Annotated in this window: 19 protein-coding genes; 6 read left to right on the plus strand and 13 right to left on the minus strand. The window is 74.2% G+C overall.

All coding sequences use genetic code 11. The features are described from left to right. The first annotated feature begins 274 nt into the window (after positions 1-274). Positions 275-499 carry a hypothetical protein gene (locus ACIOGZ_RS12905; protein ID WP_363585984.1) on the plus strand — a complete coding sequence of 75 codons (225 nt, stop codon included), beginning with the start codon at positions 275-277 and terminating at the stop codon, positions 497-499. Positions 500-569: 70 nt separating this feature from the next. Here ACIOGZ_RS12905 and ACIOGZ_RS12910 read toward each other — a convergent pair whose 3' ends face one another. Then, positions 570-1,520, minus strand: coding sequence for a deoxyribonuclease IV (locus ACIOGZ_RS12910; protein WP_363585985.1), 951 nt, complete (start codon positions 1,518-1,520; stop codon positions 570-572). A gap of 336 nt (positions 1,521-1,856) precedes the next feature. Between ACIOGZ_RS12910 and ACIOGZ_RS12915 the strand changes: the two genes are divergently transcribed. Both ACIOGZ_RS12915 and ACIOGZ_RS12920 read left to right on the plus strand, forming a co-directional pair. Next, on the plus strand, positions 1,857-2,930 hold the full coding sequence (locus ACIOGZ_RS12915; protein ID WP_363585986.1) for a right-handed parallel beta-helix repeat-containing protein: 1,074 nt from the start codon (positions 1,857-1,859) through the stop codon (positions 2,928-2,930). 98 nt (positions 2,931-3,028) lie between these two features. Beyond that, on the plus strand, positions 3,029-4,060 hold the full coding sequence (locus ACIOGZ_RS12920; protein ID WP_363585987.1) for a methyltransferase: 1,032 nt from the start codon (positions 3,029-3,031) through the stop codon (positions 4,058-4,060). Between the two features lie 69 nt (positions 4,061-4,129). Here ACIOGZ_RS12920 and ACIOGZ_RS12925 read toward each other — a convergent pair whose 3' ends face one another. The 9 genes from ACIOGZ_RS12925 to ACIOGZ_RS12965 all read right to left on the minus strand — a co-directional run bounded on the left by ACIOGZ_RS12925 (position 4,130) and on the right by ACIOGZ_RS12965 (position 11,317). Then, complete coding sequence (locus ACIOGZ_RS12925) at positions 4,130-4,828, minus strand: class F sortase (protein ID WP_363585988.1); 699 nt, start codon at positions 4,826-4,828, stop codon at positions 4,130-4,132. A gap of 168 nt (positions 4,829-4,996) precedes the next feature. Further along, positions 4,997-5,590 carry a hypothetical protein gene (locus ACIOGZ_RS12930; RefSeq protein WP_363585989.1) on the minus strand — a complete coding sequence of 198 codons (594 nt, stop codon included), beginning with the start codon at positions 5,588-5,590 and terminating at the stop codon, positions 4,997-4,999. 521 nt (positions 5,591-6,111) lie between these two features. Continuing rightward, the gene (locus ACIOGZ_RS12935; RefSeq protein ID WP_063351612.1) at positions 6,112-6,432 is read right to left on the minus strand and encodes a TcmI family type II polyketide cyclase; all 321 of its coding nucleotides are present in this window, start codon (positions 6,430-6,432) and stop codon (positions 6,112-6,114) included. Between the two features lie 5 nt (positions 6,433-6,437). Next, positions 6,438-6,893, minus strand: a complete 456-nt coding sequence (locus ACIOGZ_RS12940; protein ID WP_400985910.1) for an SRPBCC family protein — start codon at positions 6,891-6,893, stop codon at positions 6,438-6,440. A gap of 1 nt (position 6,894) precedes the next feature. Continuing rightward, positions 6,895-7,158, minus strand: a complete 264-nt coding sequence (locus ACIOGZ_RS12945) for an acyl carrier protein (protein WP_363585991.1) — start codon at positions 7,156-7,158, stop codon at positions 6,895-6,897. 34 nt (positions 7,159-7,192) lie between these two features. After that, entirely contained in the window at positions 7,193-8,434 is a 1,242-nt protein-coding gene (locus ACIOGZ_RS12950) for a beta-ketoacyl synthase N-terminal-like domain-containing protein (RefSeq protein WP_363585992.1), read from the minus strand. Positions 8,435-8,439: 5 nt separating this feature from the next. After that, positions 8,440-9,696 carry a beta-ketoacyl-[acyl-carrier-protein] synthase family protein gene (locus ACIOGZ_RS12955; RefSeq protein WP_363585993.1) on the minus strand — a complete coding sequence of 419 codons (1,257 nt, stop codon included), beginning with the start codon at positions 9,694-9,696 and terminating at the stop codon, positions 8,440-8,442. Continuing rightward, positions 9,693-10,118, minus strand: coding sequence for a cupin domain-containing protein (locus ACIOGZ_RS12960; protein WP_350879141.1), 426 nt, complete (start codon positions 10,116-10,118; stop codon positions 9,693-9,695). The genes ACIOGZ_RS12955 and ACIOGZ_RS12960 overlap by 4 nt, the downstream gene beginning before the upstream one ends. 32 nt (positions 10,119-10,150) lie before the next feature. Then, positions 10,151-11,317 (minus strand): SchA/CurD-like domain-containing protein, encoded by a 1,167-nt coding sequence (locus ACIOGZ_RS12965; protein ID WP_363585994.1) that lies wholly within the window; start codon positions 11,315-11,317, stop codon positions 10,151-10,153. 302 nt (positions 11,318-11,619) lie between these two features. On the opposite strand from ACIOGZ_RS12965, the gene ACIOGZ_RS12970 reads away from it, so the two are divergent. Then, on the plus strand, positions 11,620-13,245 hold the full coding sequence (locus ACIOGZ_RS12970) for an FAD-dependent monooxygenase (RefSeq protein ID WP_363620999.1): 1,626 nt from the start codon (positions 11,620-11,622) through the stop codon (positions 13,243-13,245). A 103-nt stretch (positions 13,246-13,348) separates the two neighbouring features. Here ACIOGZ_RS12970 and ACIOGZ_RS12975 read toward each other — a convergent pair whose 3' ends face one another. From ACIOGZ_RS12975 to ACIOGZ_RS12985, 3 genes are all read right to left on the minus strand, one after another. Beyond that, complete coding sequence (locus tag ACIOGZ_RS12975) at positions 13,349-14,272, minus strand: serine/threonine dehydratase (RefSeq protein ID WP_363585996.1); 924 nt, start codon at positions 14,270-14,272, stop codon at positions 13,349-13,351. A gap of 137 nt (positions 14,273-14,409) precedes the next feature. Next, on the minus strand, positions 14,410-14,736 hold the full coding sequence (locus ACIOGZ_RS12980; RefSeq protein WP_363585997.1) for a hypothetical protein: 327 nt from the start codon (positions 14,734-14,736) through the stop codon (positions 14,410-14,412). Beyond that, complete coding sequence (locus ACIOGZ_RS12985) at positions 14,733-15,038, minus strand: SAV_915 family protein (protein ID WP_400985913.1); 306 nt, start codon at positions 15,036-15,038, stop codon at positions 14,733-14,735. Before ACIOGZ_RS12985 ends, ACIOGZ_RS12980 begins: the two co-directional genes overlap by 4 nt. Positions 15,039-15,274: 236 nt before the next feature. Between ACIOGZ_RS12985 and ACIOGZ_RS12990 the strand changes: the two genes are divergently transcribed. Continuing rightward, a complete protein-coding gene (locus tag ACIOGZ_RS12990) occupies positions 15,275-15,703 on the plus strand; it encodes a helix-turn-helix domain-containing protein (RefSeq protein WP_363585999.1) in 429 nt (142 codons plus the stop codon). 94 nt (positions 15,704-15,797) lie between these two features. After that, positions 15,798-16,154: a DUF4180 domain-containing protein gene (locus ACIOGZ_RS12995; RefSeq protein ID WP_363586000.1), complete on the plus strand. Its 357-nt coding sequence runs from the start codon at positions 15,798-15,800 to the stop codon at positions 16,152-16,154. The last annotated feature ends 115 nt before the right edge of the window (positions 16,155-16,269 follow it).

The raw sequence follows: 16,269 nt of genomic DNA on the forward strand, positions 1-16,269 counted from the left end.
TGCGGTCCCGCACCGGTCGGACGGGCACTCGTCCTGCGCCGGTCCGGACCGGCCGTTCGGTGTGCGGTCGGGTGTCCGAGGGCGTTCACCCGGGGGAGGGATGTCGTCACCCGAATGCCTCAGCCGGTTTGCGGCGCGCCGCGGCGCGTGCGCGTTCGTGTGCAAACGTTGGCCCGGCGCTTCCCCCGGTGGGGCGCCGTCCGCCCCGTCCGGTGGCCGCACCGGCCGTTCCGGGAGGCGGATCGAGGACCAGAATCGAACCAGAGGACATCAGATGTCGCTTCGTGGGAAGATCCGCAAGCTCGCCGTGATCGCGGCCGTGGCGGGCGCCGCTGCCTTCGCGGCGCCGGCGCCGGCGATGGCGGCCTGGCACGGGTCGCACTCGTCGACCGGGCAGAGCCTGGAGTCGGGTTCGGCTGGTGTCGGCCTGTTCGGCCCGCACGCCAACTGGCTGAACGTCCACGAGCACACCGAGGACGACTGCATCGGCGACTGCTGACCGACCGGTGAGCCCGGGGGCCGCTGTGGGCCCCCGGGCTCACGGCTGTCCGAGCGGCGGGCCGAGCAGGTCAGGCCGGCCGGGCGGGGGCGGCAGCCCGCTCGCGCAGTTCCTTCAGCACGGCGATGTCCATCGCGTGCCCGGTGCCGTCCCCGCCGTGCTTGCGGTCCGGGGTCTCCACCAGCAGCGGGACACCGGCCGTCTCCGGGTGCTCGAACAGCTCGCGGAACGGTTCCGCGCCGATCATCCCGGCGCCGATGTTGGCGTGCCGGTCCTTGCGCGCGCCGACGACGTCCTCGGAGTCGTTGGCGTGGATCAGCCGCAGCCGGCCCGGCCCGGCCGCCGACGCCAGGGCGTCCAGCGCGGCCGTCACCCCGCCCGGTACGGCCAGGTCGTGCCCGGCGGCGAAGGCGTGGCAGGTGTCCAGGCAGACGCCGACCTTCGGGTGCCCGTCCAGCGCCTCGACGTACTCGGCGAGCTCCTCCAGCCGGGAGCAGAGCGAGCTGCCCTGGCCCGCCGTCGGCTCCAGCAGCAGCCAGGGCGCGTCCTCGCCGAGGGCGTCCAGTTCGTCCAGCAGCGGCCGCACGTCGGCCCGGACCTGTGCCATCGCCTCGGCCCGCCGGGAGCCGCCGCCGGGCGCCGTGCCGACCGCCGACCCGGTGTGCAGGACGACGCCCAGCGCGCCGATCGCGTGGCCGCGGCGCAGCGAGTGCCGCAGCGAGTCGGCCGAGCGCTCGCGGGTGGCCGGGTTGTCCGAGCCGAAATTGATCAGGTACGGGGCGTGCACCCAGGCGGGGAGTGCCTGCTCGGCGCAGGCCGCCCGGAACTCCTCGTCCTGCGCGGGGTTGCCCGGCGGGGTGGCCCAGCCACGCGGGTTGGCCACGAACACCTGCACGGTCTCGGCGCCGACCCGGCGCGCGTACGCCAGCCCCGTTCCGGCCAGCCCGCGGGCGGCCACCGGAACGTGGGCGCCGACCGGGTTGCGGAGGGTGCCGAGGGGCGCTGCGGGTGCGGTGGTCATGGCCCCGAGGATGTCACGCCGCCGGCCGGCGGTGGCACGCGGCCCGGTCGGCGGTGCCGGGGCGGTCCGAGGGCGTGCCGTGCGGCGTGGTCCGGAGCGCGCCGCGCCGTACGCGCCACGCCGGGCCGTCCCACCACCGGCCGACGCCCCGTCAGTCCCGCAGCCCAGCCCTGGTGGCGGGCCCACCCGGCGGCCCATAGCGTCGAGTCGGCCGCACCCACCGGCCGTCACCACCCCCGCACACCGTGTAACAACAGACACCGCGTACCTAGCGCGCCGCCCGGCAGGCTCCGGCCGCACACCGGCGAGCGCGCCGGAAAGAACAGGTCACCACTCATGCCCACGCGACGGGTCCACCACTTCGCCGCGGCCACCGCCGCCGCCACCGCCCTGACCACCGTCCTCGCCGGCCTGGCCACCGTGCCCGCGGCGCACGCCGCCGACGGGCTGCACGTCGTCCAGCCGGGCGAATCGATTCAGCAGGCCGTCGACGCCGCCCTCCCCGGCGACACCGTCCAACTGCTCGCCGGCACCTACCCCGGCAGCGTCCGCATCACCACCCCGGGCCTCACCCTGCGCGGCGCCGGCGCGGACAGCGTGATCACCCCCGGGGACGGTACCGAGAACGCCTGCGCCACCGCCGGACACGGCCTGTGCGTCGACGGCACCGAGGCGGCCCCGCTGCCGGACGTCACCATCGAGACCCTCACCGTCACCGGCTTCCGCAAGAACGGCATCGACGCCAGCGGCACCACCGGCCTGACCGTGCGCGACACCTACGTCCACGACAACGCCCAGCAGGGCATCAGCCAGGAGATCTCCACCCGGGCCCGGATCGTCGGCAACCGCGCGACCCACAACGGCCAGTCCGGTGTCTTCCTCGCCAACTACGCCTACCGCGAGGGCGGCGCGCCCGACACCGGGGGCACCGTCGTGGAGGGCAACGAGCTGACCGAGAACCGGGTCGGCGTCACCGTCCGCCGACTGCGCGGGCTGGCCGTCCAGGACAACGAGCTCCGCGGCAACTGCGCCGGCGTCTTCGTGGTCGGCGACGAGGGCGTGCCCCGGGCCGGGGACCTCGACGTGCGCCGCAACGAGGTCGTCGCCAACAACATGTTCTGCCCGGCCAACCCGCGGCTGGGCGCCATCCAGGGCGCGGGCATCGTGCTCACCGGGGTCGAGGACGCCCGGGTCACCGACAACGAGGTCCACGACAACGTCGGCAGCTCGGACTTCTCCGGCGGGATCGTCCTCTTCAAGAGCGTCGTCGGCGTCGCCAACGCCCGCAACACCGTCGCCGACAACCACCTGAGCGGCAACAGCCCGGCCGACATCGCCGACCGCGACACCGGCGAGAACGCGTTCGCCCGAAACACCTGCGCGCGGTCCGAGCCGTTCGGCCGCTGCTGAGCCGCGGCACCCGCTCCCGGTACGACCCGCATCCGGTACGACCCGCCCCCGGCACGCGCCCCCGGCACCCCCGCCCCCGTCGACAAGGAAGACCTCCCATGACGATCGCACCGCCCCCGACTCCCCAGGCCGCGATGCGCCTGCGCGAGCTCGTCTTCGGCGCCGCCTGCGCCGCCGCCGTCCGCGCGGCCGCCCGGCTCGGTGTCGCCGACGTGCTCGGCGACACCCCGACCAGCCTCACCGATCTCGCCGCCGCCCTCGACACCGAGCCCCTGCCGCTGCGCCGCCTGCTGCGCGCGCTCACCTGCTACGGCATCTTCTCCGAGACCTCCGACGACCGCTTCGAGCACACCGAGATGTCCCGCCTGCTGCGCGAGGACGCCCCCAACTCGCTGCGCTACATCTCCCTCTGGTGCACCGAGCCGTGGACCTGGGAGGCCTGGCCCAAGCTGGACGAGGCGGTCCGCTCCGGCCGCAACGTCTTCCCCGAACTGTTCGGCAAGGAGTTCTTCGACTACCTGCACAGCGACGCGGGCGACTCCGCGAAGGTCTTCGACAAGGCGATGACCACCTCCAGCCGGCAGTCCGCCCACGACCTCGCCGAGTACCTGGACCTCACCGGCGTCGACTCGGTGGCGGACATCGGCGGCGGCCAGGGGCACGTGCTGGCCAGCCTGCTGGAGAAGCACCCGGCGCTGCACGGCACCCTGCTCGACCTGCCCAAGGTGGTCGCCGGCGCCGAACCCCGGCTCCAGGACGGCGGCGCCTTCTCGGCCCGCGCCCGACTGGTGCCCGGTGACTGCCGGGTGGAGATCCCGGTCCGCGCCGACCTCTACATCATCAAGAACATCCTGGAGTGGGACGACGAGAGCACCCGCCGCACCCTCGCCAACGTGGTCGCCGCGGCCCGGCCCGGCGCCCGCGTCGTGGTGGTGGAGAACCTGGTCGACGACAGCCCGTCGATGCGCTTCACCACCGCGATGGACCTGATGCTGCTGCTCAACGTCGGCGGCGCCAAGCACTCCAAGGAGAGCATGGTGCGGCTGATGGAGGACGCCGGACTGGACGTCGCGGACGTCCACCCGGTCAACCCCTACCTGCACGCCTTCGAGGCCACCGTGCGCGGCTGAGCACCGGCCCCCACGCGAACGACCGCCGTCCCCCCGGGAGTTGGGGGCGGCGGTCGTTCGCGTTGCCGGTCAGGCCGGGTGCGAGGAGTCCAGGTGCGCGAAGACCACCACGTTGTCCGAGTAGTCCTTCTGGCCCTTGTCGTACGCACCGCCGCAGGTGATCAGCCGCAGCTGGGCGTCGGGCGTCTGGCCGTACACCTTGTCGTCCGGGAAGGCGTTCTTGGGGAAGGCCTCCACCGAGTCCACCGAGAACACCGCGACCGTGCCGTCCGCGCGCTCCACCTCGATCTGCTGGTCCGGTTGCATCTGGCTCAGCATCACGAACACCGCCGGGCCCGTGGTGGTGTCCACGTGCCCGGCGACCACCGAGCTACCGAGCTCGCCCGGGGAGACGCCGTCCCGGTACCAGCCGACCAGGTTGTCGTCGTCCGGCGGCGGCGCGGTGAGCTGGCCCTCCGGATCGAGCGTCAGCTCGGTGAACGGGGCGTCGACGCCGATCTGCGGGATCCGCAGCCGGGTCGGATTGGCGCGGCCCAGCGACGGTGGCGCGGGGGCCGGGTCCTCGGCGGCCTCCGCAGGGGCCTCCGCGGGGGCGTCCGCGGGGGTGGTGGCCGGTGCGGACGGGCGGGGGGTGGCCGGCGCGACGATCGCCGGGGGACGGGTCATGCGGGACGCCGAGTTGGCTCTCGGCGTGGTGTCGACCGAGTTGTACATCAGCAGCAGGCCGACCGCCGCCGCACCGATGCCGGTGCGCAGCAGTCGGGACATTCCAGGGACGGGACCGCCCATCGCTCCTCTTTCTCCATTCCCATGCGCAGCCGGGCCGGTGGCGGCCCGAAAAAGTCCGAAAGGTCCAGAAGGTCCAAAACGACCCGCCGCCCCCGTGCGCGCCGCCCTGGTGGGGAGGCGCGTGGGGGCGGCGTCAGATGCCGGACGTCAGATGGTGGCGCCGGTGTTGCGGCGGTTGCGGCGCAGCGCGTACGCGCCGGCCCCGAGGCCGCCGATCAGCAGGACGGCACCGGAGGCGAGGCCGCCACCGGACAGCGTGGTGCCGGTCTCGGCCACGGCCAGGCCGCCACCGCCGGCGTGCACGCCGCCGTGCGGGCCCTTGCGGCCGTGCTCGCCACCGCGGCCGTGCTCGCCGCCCCGGCCCTCGCCGCCCTTGTCGCCGCCGCGGCCCTCGCCGCCCTTGTCGCCGCCGCGGCCGTGCTCGTCGCCACGACCTTCGCCGCGGCCGTGCTCGTCGCCACGGCCTTCGCCGCGGCCGTGCTCGTCGCCACGACCCTCGCCGCGGCCGTGCTCGTCGCCACGGCCTTCGCCACGGCCGTGCTCGTCGCCACGACCCTCGCCGCGGCCGTGCTCGTCGCCACGGTCGTCGCCACGGCCGTGCTCGTCGCCGCGGTCGGACTGGTCCTGCGAGGTGAGGCTCTTCGCCTGGTCGGCGGAGCCGTCGGCGAAGGCCATGGGGGTGCCGACGGTGAGAACGGCGGCGACAGCCGCCCCGGCGAGCAGAGTGCGTGCAGAACGCATGAGGTTGATCCTTCCGATACACAGGCCCGCGATCGCCGGCACGGCGCCGGACAAGGGAATTCGTGGGAACTGCGTCTGATTCACCGTCAACCACCGCGACGTCCGCCGCCACCGGAGAGTGGCGACTTGGGTACGGACTGTGCTCGATTCGAGTGGAGTCCCGGCCCGGTTCACCCGGGTGCCCCAGTGAGACGGGTGAAAAGGATTCGCGGCGGTCCGGGCCGAGTCGGTCCTGTGCTGACGGCGTGTCGGGCCCGTCCAGAAGGCACTGACGCCGCGTCGGACAAGCCCGGATGGTGCTGACGCGACGTCGGGCAGGCCCGGGATGGCACTGACACCGCGTCGGGCGGGCTCGGATGGTGCTGACGTGCCGTCGGGCGGACGTGGGCGGCACTGACGCCGCGTCGGGCCGGCTCGGACGGCGCTGACGCCACGTCCGGTCGAGCCGGACGCGCACGTGGGCCCGCCCCCGGCGGATGGCCGGGGGCGGGCCCAGGACGAGCGGGACGGGTGGGACGGGGTCAGCGGTCCCAGCGGTAGAACTCGTGCGCCATGGCGTCCTTCGGCTCGCGCCAGGTGGCCGGGTCGTAGGCCTGGACGAAGGCGGTCAACTGGTCACTGACGGACCGGAACTCCGGGTGGCCGATGACCTTGGCGACGGCCGGGCCCGGCGGGCGGTCGGCCTCGATGAGGTGCAGGTAGACGTCGCCGAACTGGAACAGGCTGCGGCCGGTGACGCCGATCAGGTGCGGCAGTTCGCCCTGGTCGGACGTGGCGAACACCTCGGCGATGTCCGGTGCGGCCTCGGGCTTCATCCGGGCGACGATCAGGGCGCGGTGCATTCCGGTCACCGCTTCGCCGCCCGCTTCTCGACCTTCTCGCGGATCAGCTCCAGTTGGATCCGGGAGTTGCGGTTGATGTGGTTGACCATGCCGTGGTCGTCGACCGGGGCGGTGGGCTTCATCGCGAAGTCCTGGATCCAGCGCATCCTCGTCCCGGCCGGGACCTCGGCGTACTCCCAGCGGATGTCCATGAACTCGAACGGGCCGGGCTCGACGCGGCGGGCGCGCACCGCGAGCGAGGACTTGTCGGTGGTGCGCTCGGAGACCCAGCTCCACACCTGGCCGTTCTCGTCCGGGTGCATGGTGAGCCGGAAGCGGACGCTGTCGCCGTCGCGCTCCAGCACGTCCACCGAGGCGTACTCGCTGAAGAGGTCCGGCCAGTTCTCCAGGTCGTTGGTGATCTCCCAGACCAGGTCGAGGGGGGCGGCGATGACGATCTCGTTGTCGGTGTGTCCGGGCATCTCAGGCACCAGCTTTCGGGGAGAGGAAGGAGGTGTTGACGAGCTGCAGGAACTCGGCCGGGGTCTTGGCGGACTCGGCGCCCGAGGTGACCTTGAGGCCGTGCCGGTTCTCCAGTTCGCCGACGACGCCGAGCAGGCCGAGCGAGTCGACGCCGAACTCGTCGAACTGCGCGCCCGGGCGCTCCAGGTGCAGCGGGTCGACGGTGACGCCGGCCCGGGCCTGGATCAGGGCGGCCAGCTCGTGATAGCTGAGGGTGTTGCTCACGGGATGTCCCTTCGGTGGAGTTGCGGGTGCGGATTCAGGGCCGGTCTCCGCACCGGAGCACCAGTGCGGAGTTGGAACCCATCAGCCCGCGGCTGAGCACCAGTGCGGTGCGCAGTTCGGCCGGACGGGCGCGGCCGGTCACCAGGGCGAGGTCGTGGCTGACCTCGGTGACGTTCGGGGTGGGCGGCAGCACGCCGTCCTCCATGGCCAGGACGGCGGCCGCCACGTCCAGCATCGGCGCGCCGCAGTAGGCCCGTCCGGTGCCGGACTTGGGGGCGGTGACCGGGACGCGTTCGGCCGCCGGGCCGAGCGCGTCGGCCAGTGCGAGCGCCTCGGCCCGGTCGGCGGCCGGAACGCCGAGCGCGTCCGCGAAGACCACGTCGATCTCCTCGGGCGCGATCCTGGCCTCGTCCAGGGCGATGCGGATCGCGGCGGCCAGCCCCTCGCGGGACTCCTCCCAGCGGGAGGCCCCGGTGAAGGTGGAGCCGTGTCCGGCCAGGTGGGCCCGGACGGCGGCGCCGCGCAGCCGGGCCGCCTGCTCGTCCTCCAGCAGCAGCATCGCGCCGCCCTCGGCGGGGGCGAAGCCGCAGGCCTGCGCGGTGAACGGCAGATAGGCCCGGTCGGGCTGCCCGGCGAGGCTGACCTCCGGGTAGCCGAGCTGGCAGACCATCGAGTACGGCGCCAACGGTGCCTCGGCGGCGCCGGCCACCACCGCGTCGGTGCCGCGCTCGATCGTGCGGGCCGCGTGCGCGAGCGCGTCCAGGCCGCCGGCCTCGTCGCTGGCGACCACCCCGCACGGACCCTTGTAGCCGCCGCGGATCGAGATCTGGCCGGTGCTGGCGGCGTAGAACCAGGCGATGGACTGGTACGGGCCGACGAACTGCGGCCCCTTGCCCCAGAGCTGCTGGAGCTCGCGCTGGCCGAACTCGCCGCCGCCGGAGCCGGCCGCGGTCACCACCCCGACCGCGAAGGGATGCTCGGGGTCGGGGTGGAATCCGGCGTCCGCCACCGCCAGGTCGGCGGCGGCCATCGCGTAGTGCGTGAACCGGTCGGTCTGCACCAGGTACCGGCTGTCGATCGCGGCCCGCGGGTCGAAGTCCCGCACCTGGCCGGCGACGCGCAGCGGCAGCCCGTCGCAGCCCTCGCGGGTGATCCGGTCGAGGACGCTCACGCCCTGCCTGGTGGCCTTCCAGAAGGCGTCGGCCCCAACGCCGTTCGGCGCCACCACGCCGAGGCCGGTGACCACCGCCCGGCGGCCCTGCTGACGTGACGTCATGACACTCACCCCGTTCTGTTGAGCACGACGGCGGACTGGAATCCGCCGAATCCGCTGCCGACCGAGAGGATGTGGCTCAGCGGCAGCTCGCGCGCGGTGCGCGGCACGTAGTCGAGGTCGCACTCCGGGTCCGGAGTCTCGTAGTTGGCGGTCGGCGGCACCACGCCGTGGGCCAGCGCCAGGGTGCAGGCGACCACCTCGATGGCGCCGATCGCGCCGAGCGAGTGCCCGACCATCGACTTGATGGAGCTCATCGGCGTCCGGTAGGCGTGGGCGCCGAGCGAGCGCTTGACGGCGGCGGTCTCGTGCCGGTCGTTCTGCTTGGTGCCCGAACCGTGCGCGTTGACGTAGCCGACGTCGGTGCGGTCCACCCGGGCGTGGGCGAGCGCGTCGTCGATCGCCCGGGACATCTCCAGCCCCTCCTGGGTGAGGCCGGTCATGTGGTAGGCGTTGCCGAAGGTGGCGAAGCCGCCGATCTCGCCGTAGATCCGGGCGCCGCGGCGGCGGGCGTGCTCCAGTTCCTCCAGCACCAGGACGGCGCCGCCCTCGCCGAGGACGAAGCCGTCCCGGTGGGCGTCGAAGGGCCGGGAGGCGTGCTCCGGGTCGTCGTTGCGCTCGCTGGTGGCCTTGATGGCGTCGAAGCAGGCGACGGTGATCGGCGAGATCGGCGAGTCGGAGGCGCCGGCGATGCAGATGTCGGCGCGCCCCTCCTCGACGGCCTGGAAGCCGTAGCCGATCGCGTCGAGGCCGGAGGTGCAGCCGGTGGAGACGGTCTGCACCGGGCCGTGCGCGCCGGTGCGCTCGGCGACCGTGGAGGCCAGCGTGCTGGGCGCGAAGGCCCGGTGCAGCTGCGGATCGGCCCGCTGGTGGTCGACGTCCCAGCGGGCGCCGCCAGCGCTGACCAGGGCGTAGTCGTGCTCCAGCCGGGTGGTGCCGCCGACGGCGGTGCCGAGCGAGACGGCGATCCGCCACGGGTCCTCGGCGGCCAGGTCCAGGCCCGCGTCGGCGATCGCCTCGTCCGCCGCGACCATCGCGAACTGCACGTAGCGGTCGGCCCGCTGGACGTCCGCCGGGCCCAGCCCGTGGGCCGCCGGGTCGAAGTCGACCTCGGCGGCGATCCGGGAGCGGAACCCGGTGGGGTCGAAGAGCGTGATGCCCCGGGTGGCGGTGCGGCCGGAGGTGAGGAGCTCCCAGAACGCCGGGACCCCGACCCCGCCGGGCGCGACGACGCCGATCCCGGTGACGGCGACGCGCCGGGTCACGAGGCCACCTTGGCGTGTTCCGGCGGCCCGGCGGCGCCGGTCTCCTCGGTGTCCACGTGGCCGAGTTCGGGGCGGGGGGCGAGCGGGCCGAGGTGGAACACCATCCGGGCCTCGGTGTCGCCGACGTTGCGGAAGCGGTGGCGCATGTTGATCGGGATCATCAGGCCCTGGTTGGGCCTGATCGGACGGCTCTCGCCGTCCAGGTCCACCTCCAGGTCGCCGCTGACCACGAACACGAACTCCTCGGAGTACGGGTGGTAGTGCTCGCCGATCCGCTCGCCGGGCTGGACGATCGCCAGCCCCATGAACCCGCTGGTCGCCCCGCAGGTGGTCGGGGTGAGCATGGCGCGCAGGTCGCCGCCGCGCCGACGGTTCTCCGGTGCCTCGTCGACGTGCACGATCCGTGGGTACTGCGTGGTCATGGTGTCTTCCTCCGAGAGATGCGGCTGGTTCTTCAGTTGTCCTGCGAGCTGCGGTCGGTGACCGGGCTCATGGCGCGGGCGGCCAGGGCGGCGGCGAGTCCGGTGGAGGTGCGCAGGTCGCCCTGCGGGCCGAGGTCGAGCAGTCGGCCGAGTGCGGCGGCCTCCTGGTCGCCCGCCACGCCGAGGGCGGCCGCCGGGTCGGCCTCGGCCGGCACCCGCAGGTCGACCAGGCGCACCACCACGTCCGCCCGGTGGAACACGGTGCTGGCCGCGACCGGGCCGGTCGGGTCGGCGGTGGCGAGGTTGTCGTAGTCGGCGAGCAGCTCGGCGACGGCCTGCCCCTCGCCCGGGCGGACGGGGTACAGCACGGCGTGCCGGTGCAGCCGGGCGGAGGTCGGGGAGCTGGCGATCGCCTGGTGCTTCGCCGGCAGCGCGGCCCGGGCGAAGAAGGCGCGCGCGGCCTGCGGGTCGCCCAGCTGGCGGGCCTCCTCCAGGTACGGGTTGATCGCCTCCTCGACGGCCCGCACCTCCGGCTGCATCGCCACGTGGCGCAGCGCGTCGCCGAGGTTGCCGACCACCTCGACGGCCCGGACCACCCGGTTGCCGTGCATGAACAGCGAGGTGCGGTGCAGCCGGGTGTGCTCGTCCACCTCGGCGCGGGGCGAGGCGTAGCCGGACAGGATCCGGGCCACCTCGTGCTCGCTGCCGGGCTTGACCGTGAAGGTAAGCGCGTGCCGGACCACGCCGTCCGGGCCGGGCTCGGCCTTCGGCGGGCCGACGTGCCCGGCGGGCTCGGTGCGCGGCAGGCCGGGCGGCACCTCCAGGGGGGCCCGGGTGCCGGTGGAGCCGGCCGCCGAGGTCTCGCGCAGGATGCCGTAGCGCAGCGAGCGGAAGTTGTCGCTGACGCAGCCGTGCATCGGCTTGACCATCTCGCGGTGGGCGGGGCTGTCCACCCACTCCAGGAAGGTGTCCTGGTCCTCCCACTCGCTGGTGATCAGCCACTGGCGGGGATCGTTGATCGACTGGCACAGCTGGTCGCTGACATGGCCGGGCACCGAGGCCACCTGGTGGCGCAGCTGCTCGTAGACGTCGAGGAAGCGCTGCTGGGCGCCGTCCTGGATCTCCAGCATCAGTACCACCCGGAGCCGGGTGTCGGAGTCGGCCTGCTGCTTCCGCTGCGGTTCGGACAGAGTTGTCATGATCCACTTTCTGCTCTGGGCCGCACGTTGCGGGCCGCGGTGGGCCGCGTCCGGGGGGTGCTCCCGGCTTGGGAGGGCGGTGCGACGGCGATCGGCCCGGTCGGTCGGCGCCAGGCCTGAAGTCGATCGTGAGCGGCGTACCGGGGTGCCGCGATATTTGCGGGCCATCCGGGGGAAGAGGCGGCACAAGCACCCTCGGGCGGGGGATGGAAGAGCGGGGCCCCCGGCCGTGCGGCCCCCTCGACGGCGGCCCCGACCCCAGGCGCCGGTCCGCTGAATCCCCTGACAGGGTGGAGCAATTGATGAATCCGAAGGTTGACGACCGGGTGCCGGTCCTGATCGTGGGAGGGTCGCTGGTCGGGCTGTCGGCCTCGCTCTTCCTCGGCCGACTGGGTGTCAGGCACCTGCTGGTCGAGAAGCACGCCGACACCTCGCATCACCCGCGTGGCCGAGGCAACAACGTCCGCACGATGGAGCTGTACCGGGTGGCCGGGATCGAGCCGGCGATCCGCGAGGCGGCGTCGGTCCTCGCCCCGAACCACGGCATCCTCCAGGCGCCCTCGCTGACCGGCACCGAGCAGGAGTGGCTGTTCCGGGAGATCGACCCCGGCGGGCGGCTCGCCCGGTTCAGCCCCAGCTCGTGGTGCCTGTGCAGCCAGAACGACCTCGAGCCGGTGCTGCTGCGCGCCACCCGCGACCTCGGCGGCGACGTCCGCTTCAACACCGAGCTGGTCTCCTTCGAGCAGGACGCCGAGGGCGTCACCTCGGTGCTGCGCAGCCGGGAGACCGGCGAGGAGCGCCGGGTGCGCTCGGACTACCTGATCGCCGCGGACGGCCCGCGCAGCCCGGCCCGCGAGCGCCTGGGCATCGGCCAGAGCGGCCAGGGCGAGCTGTTCCACAACGTCAGCATCACCTTCCGCGCCAAGCGGCTGGCCGACGTGGTCGGGGACCGGCACTTCATCGCCTGCTACCTGACCAACCCGGAGGCGGACGGCGCGCTGCTGCCGGTGGACAACCAGGAGGAGTGGGTCTTCCACGCGCCCTGGCACCCCGAGCACGGTGAGCCGCTGGAGGCGTTCACCGACGAGCGCTGCGAGCGGCACATCCGCACCGCCGTCGGCCTGCCGGAGCTCGACGTCGAGGTGACCGGCCGGGCGCCCTGGCACGCCGCCGAGCGGGTGGCCGAGCGGTACGGCGCCGGGCGGGTCTTCCTCGCCGGGGACTCCGCGCACGAGATGTCGCCGACCGGCGCGTTCGGCTCGAACACCGGCATCCAGGACGCGCACAACCTGGCCTGGAAGCTCGCCGCGGTGCTCTGCGGGTGGGCCGGGCCGGAGCTGCTGGAGACGTACGGGCAGGAGCGCCGCCCGGTCGCGCAGGTGACCAGCGAGCGCGCCTCGGCCCGCTCGGCCGAGCACAGCCACCCCGGGTACGCGGTGGTGCCGGGTGCCGGGCGGCAGACCGGGGTGCTCGGGGTGGCGCTCGGCTACCGCTACCCGGTGGGCGCGGTGATCGGGACGGACCCGGCGGGCGCGGTCGTCCCCGAGAAGTTCGAGTCGGCCGGGGAGCCGGGCAGCCGGGCCCCGCACCAGTGGCTGCTGCGGGCGGGCGTGCGCCTGTCCACGCTGGACCTGTACGAGCAGGCGATGGTGCTGCTCACCGGCCCCGAGGGCGCGGCCTGGCAGGCCGGGGCGCGGCGGGCGGCCGACCGGCTGGCCGTCCCGTTGGACGCCTACCGGATCGGCGGCGGCGCCGAGGACGACCTGGCGCCGGAGCCGGGCGCGGACTTCGCGGAGCTGCACGGGATCGGCCCGGCCGGCGCCGTGCTGGTCCGGCCGGACGGCTTCGTCGCCTGGCGCTCGACGGGCGCGGCGGACGACCCGGAGGCGGAGGTCGCCGGGGCCCTGCGGGCGGTGCTGAGCCTGTAGCACCCGGCCGACAACGGGACCTGCCCGCCGGTTTCCCAACCGGCGGGCAGGTCTTCGTGCTTGACGACGGATCCGGCCAAAGCCGCCGTCCGGGGGCCGTCGGTCAGGGGGTGGCGAGGTCGGACGGGTCGGTGTTGGCGCCGCACAGGAGGACGGCGACCCGCTCGCCCTCCGCGTGGTCGAGGGCCGCCAGGGCGGTGGAGGCCGCGTACTCGACGGCGATGCGGCGGTCCTCCCAGAGCCGGCGGCGGGCACGCACGATGGCCTCGTCGTCGACCAGGACGGACCGGACGCCCTCGTGGCGGGCGGCGTGGACGGCGAGGGCGGTGGCGCGGCGGGCGCCGAGGGCGTCCTGGGCCACGGAGGACACCGGGACGTCGACGGGGTGGCCGGCGGCGAGGGCGGCGTGCAGGGCCCGGCTGCCCTCCGGCTCCACCGCGACCACCCGGACGCCGTGCTCGCGGGCCGCGACGGCCACCCCGGCGAACAGCCCGCCGCCGCCGACCGACACCACCACCGTGTCCAGCCCGGGGACCCGGGCGCGGATCTCCTCCAGCACGGTGCCCGCGCCGGCGGCGATCAGCGGGTGGTCGTAGGCGTGCGAGGCCAGCGCCCCGCTGCCCGCCGCGAACTCCTCGCAGGCCGCCAGCGCCTCCGCGTACTCCCGGCCGACCAGCCGCACGTCGGCGCCGTACGAGCGCAGCCGCGCCAGCTTCACCGGGGAGGCCGTCTCGGGCAGGAACACCGTGGCGCGCACGCCGAGCTCGCGCGCGGCCCAGGCGCAGGCCAGCCCGGCGTTGCCGCCCGAGGCGATGGTGACCCCGGCCTCCGGCAGGGTGCCCGCCTCGGCGTGCGCGAGCAGGAAGTTCTGCGCACCGCGCGCCTTGAAGCTGCCGGTGTGCTGAAGGAACTCCAGCGCCAGCCAGGTCCGCCCGCGGTCGTCCCCGGGGGCGACCGCGACCGGCCGCACCCTCCCGGCGATCCGCTCGCCGGCGGCCTTGACCTCGTCGTACGTCAATCGGTCCATCGTGCCTGCTCCTCAAGCCGGGTGCGTCGCCTCTGGGCTTGACGGTACGTCGCGGGCGCGGGACGAGGAAATGATCACGGTCGGACGGCACCGGGGCGGGGCCCTGGCGCCGTCCGACCGGGGAGCGAGGAGGAGGCCTAGGGGACCGGGCGGAGGGTGACGGGTCTGGGGGTGAGGGCGCGCAGCACCAGGTCGATCCTGACCTTGGCGGCCCCGGCGCGCTGGAGGGCGGTGGCGACCGCCCGCAGTTCCTCGGGGCCGGTGCAGGCGAGGCGGAGCTCCAGGTCGGCGTCGCCGGCGAGGGAGAGTCCGCCCTGGACGGCCGGGTGCTCGGCCGCCAGCCGGTCGAAGTCGAGCGGGACCGGCCCGTAGCTGACCCGGGCGAGCGCGTGCAGCGCCCGGGCCGGCTCAGGTGGTTCCGGTTCGGGGTCCGGGTCCTCGGGGACCAGCTGGAGGGCGGTCACCGGTGCTGGAGCTGTGCGGTCGGGACGGGGGCGAGCGGGGCGGCGGGTGCGGTGACGGGCGGGGCGACCAGGCGCGGGTCGAGGACGAGGGTGTCGATGCCGAGCGGGGCGGTGAGCGCGCGAAGGGCGGGTTCACCGAGTTCGGTGAAGGCCTGGTCCGGCCCGAAGAGGGCGGCGAGCGACTCGGGGCTGGAGAAGCCGACGGCGCAGCGGCGGCCGTCGCGCAGGCGGAAGAGGCGGAGGGCGGTGGTGGTGCCGGTATCGGAGACGGTGACCGGAACGTGCCAGACGACGCGGGCCATGCGAGTGCTCCCGGGTGGGGTGGTGGTGCCTGCCGGAACTGCTGCTTCGACGCTAGGCCGGGTTCCGCCGGGCGTCGCCGGTCCTGACGCGGCGTTGACCGAATGGGTGGGTGCGTTGACGCACCCCTGACGGTCGGTTCACCCGAGTGGACTAAACCACTCCCTATCATTACGTAAACATCCCTATCGGATGGTATGTTTCCTGCGGATGAGGGCGTTCGAGAGGATGGTCGCAGGTGGCGCAGTACTACTCGGTGGAACAGGTGGCCGAACTGCTCGGCCTGCACGTGCGCACCGTCCGCGGTTACATCCGCGACGGCCGGCTCGTCGCGGCCAGGATCGGCAAGCAGTACCGGATCGCCCGTGCGGACCTGGAGGCCTTCACCGGCGCCCCGGCCGCCCCGCCCGCGCCCGGCGCCGGCGCGCGGCGGGCCGAGGTGTCCGCCGTCGTCCGGATCGAGAACGTCGACCGGGCCGCCGCCGACCGGCTGTCCACCGCCGTTATGGCCGCGATCGCCGGCCCGCGCGAGGGCGGCCGGCCGCTGCACGTCGAGACCATCCACGACGAGGAGCGGGAGACCCTGCGGCTCGTCGTCCTCGGCGATCCGGCCGACACCGCCGCGCTGCTCGGCATCGTCCACACGATGACCTCGTCCATGCACTGACGCCGACCGCGTCGGATGGCGTCGGTCACACCGAATCCGCATCGGGATCCGCATCGGGTCCATATCGGATCCACATCGACCAGGGAGAACGGCAATGTCCGAGCAGTACGGCACGACGGTCCTGCGGCTGCCCGCCGAGGGCGCGCCGATCCGCGAGGAGCAGGACGCCATGGACGTGATCGGCGACGCGTTCGGCCGCGGTGCCTCCTGGGTGGTCGTCCCCGTCGCCCGGCTGCACCCGGACTTCTTCACGCTGCGCACCCGGGTCGCCGGCGGCATCGTGCAGAAGTTCGTCAACTACCGCGTCGGCCTCGTGGTCCTCGGCGACATCGCCGACCACGTCGCGGCGAGCGACCCGCTGCGCGACTTCGTCCGGGAGAGCAACCGCGGCCGGCAGCTCTGGTTCCTCGCCGACGAGACGGAGCTGGCGGCCCGGTTCACCGAGGTCTGAGCGTTCTCCGCTTGCCCCGCACCCGCCCCGGGACCACGGTGGAGCTGACCGTCGGCGCGCCCCCGGGGCGCCCGGCGCGCGCTCCGGGGCGGGGGGAGGTGGAGCTAGGGGGCCG

The organism is Kitasatospora sp. NPDC088160, assembly GCF_044741445.1.
In the GTDB taxonomy this organism is placed as follows: domain Bacteria; phylum Actinomycetota; class Actinomycetes; order Streptomycetales; family Streptomycetaceae; genus Kitasatospora.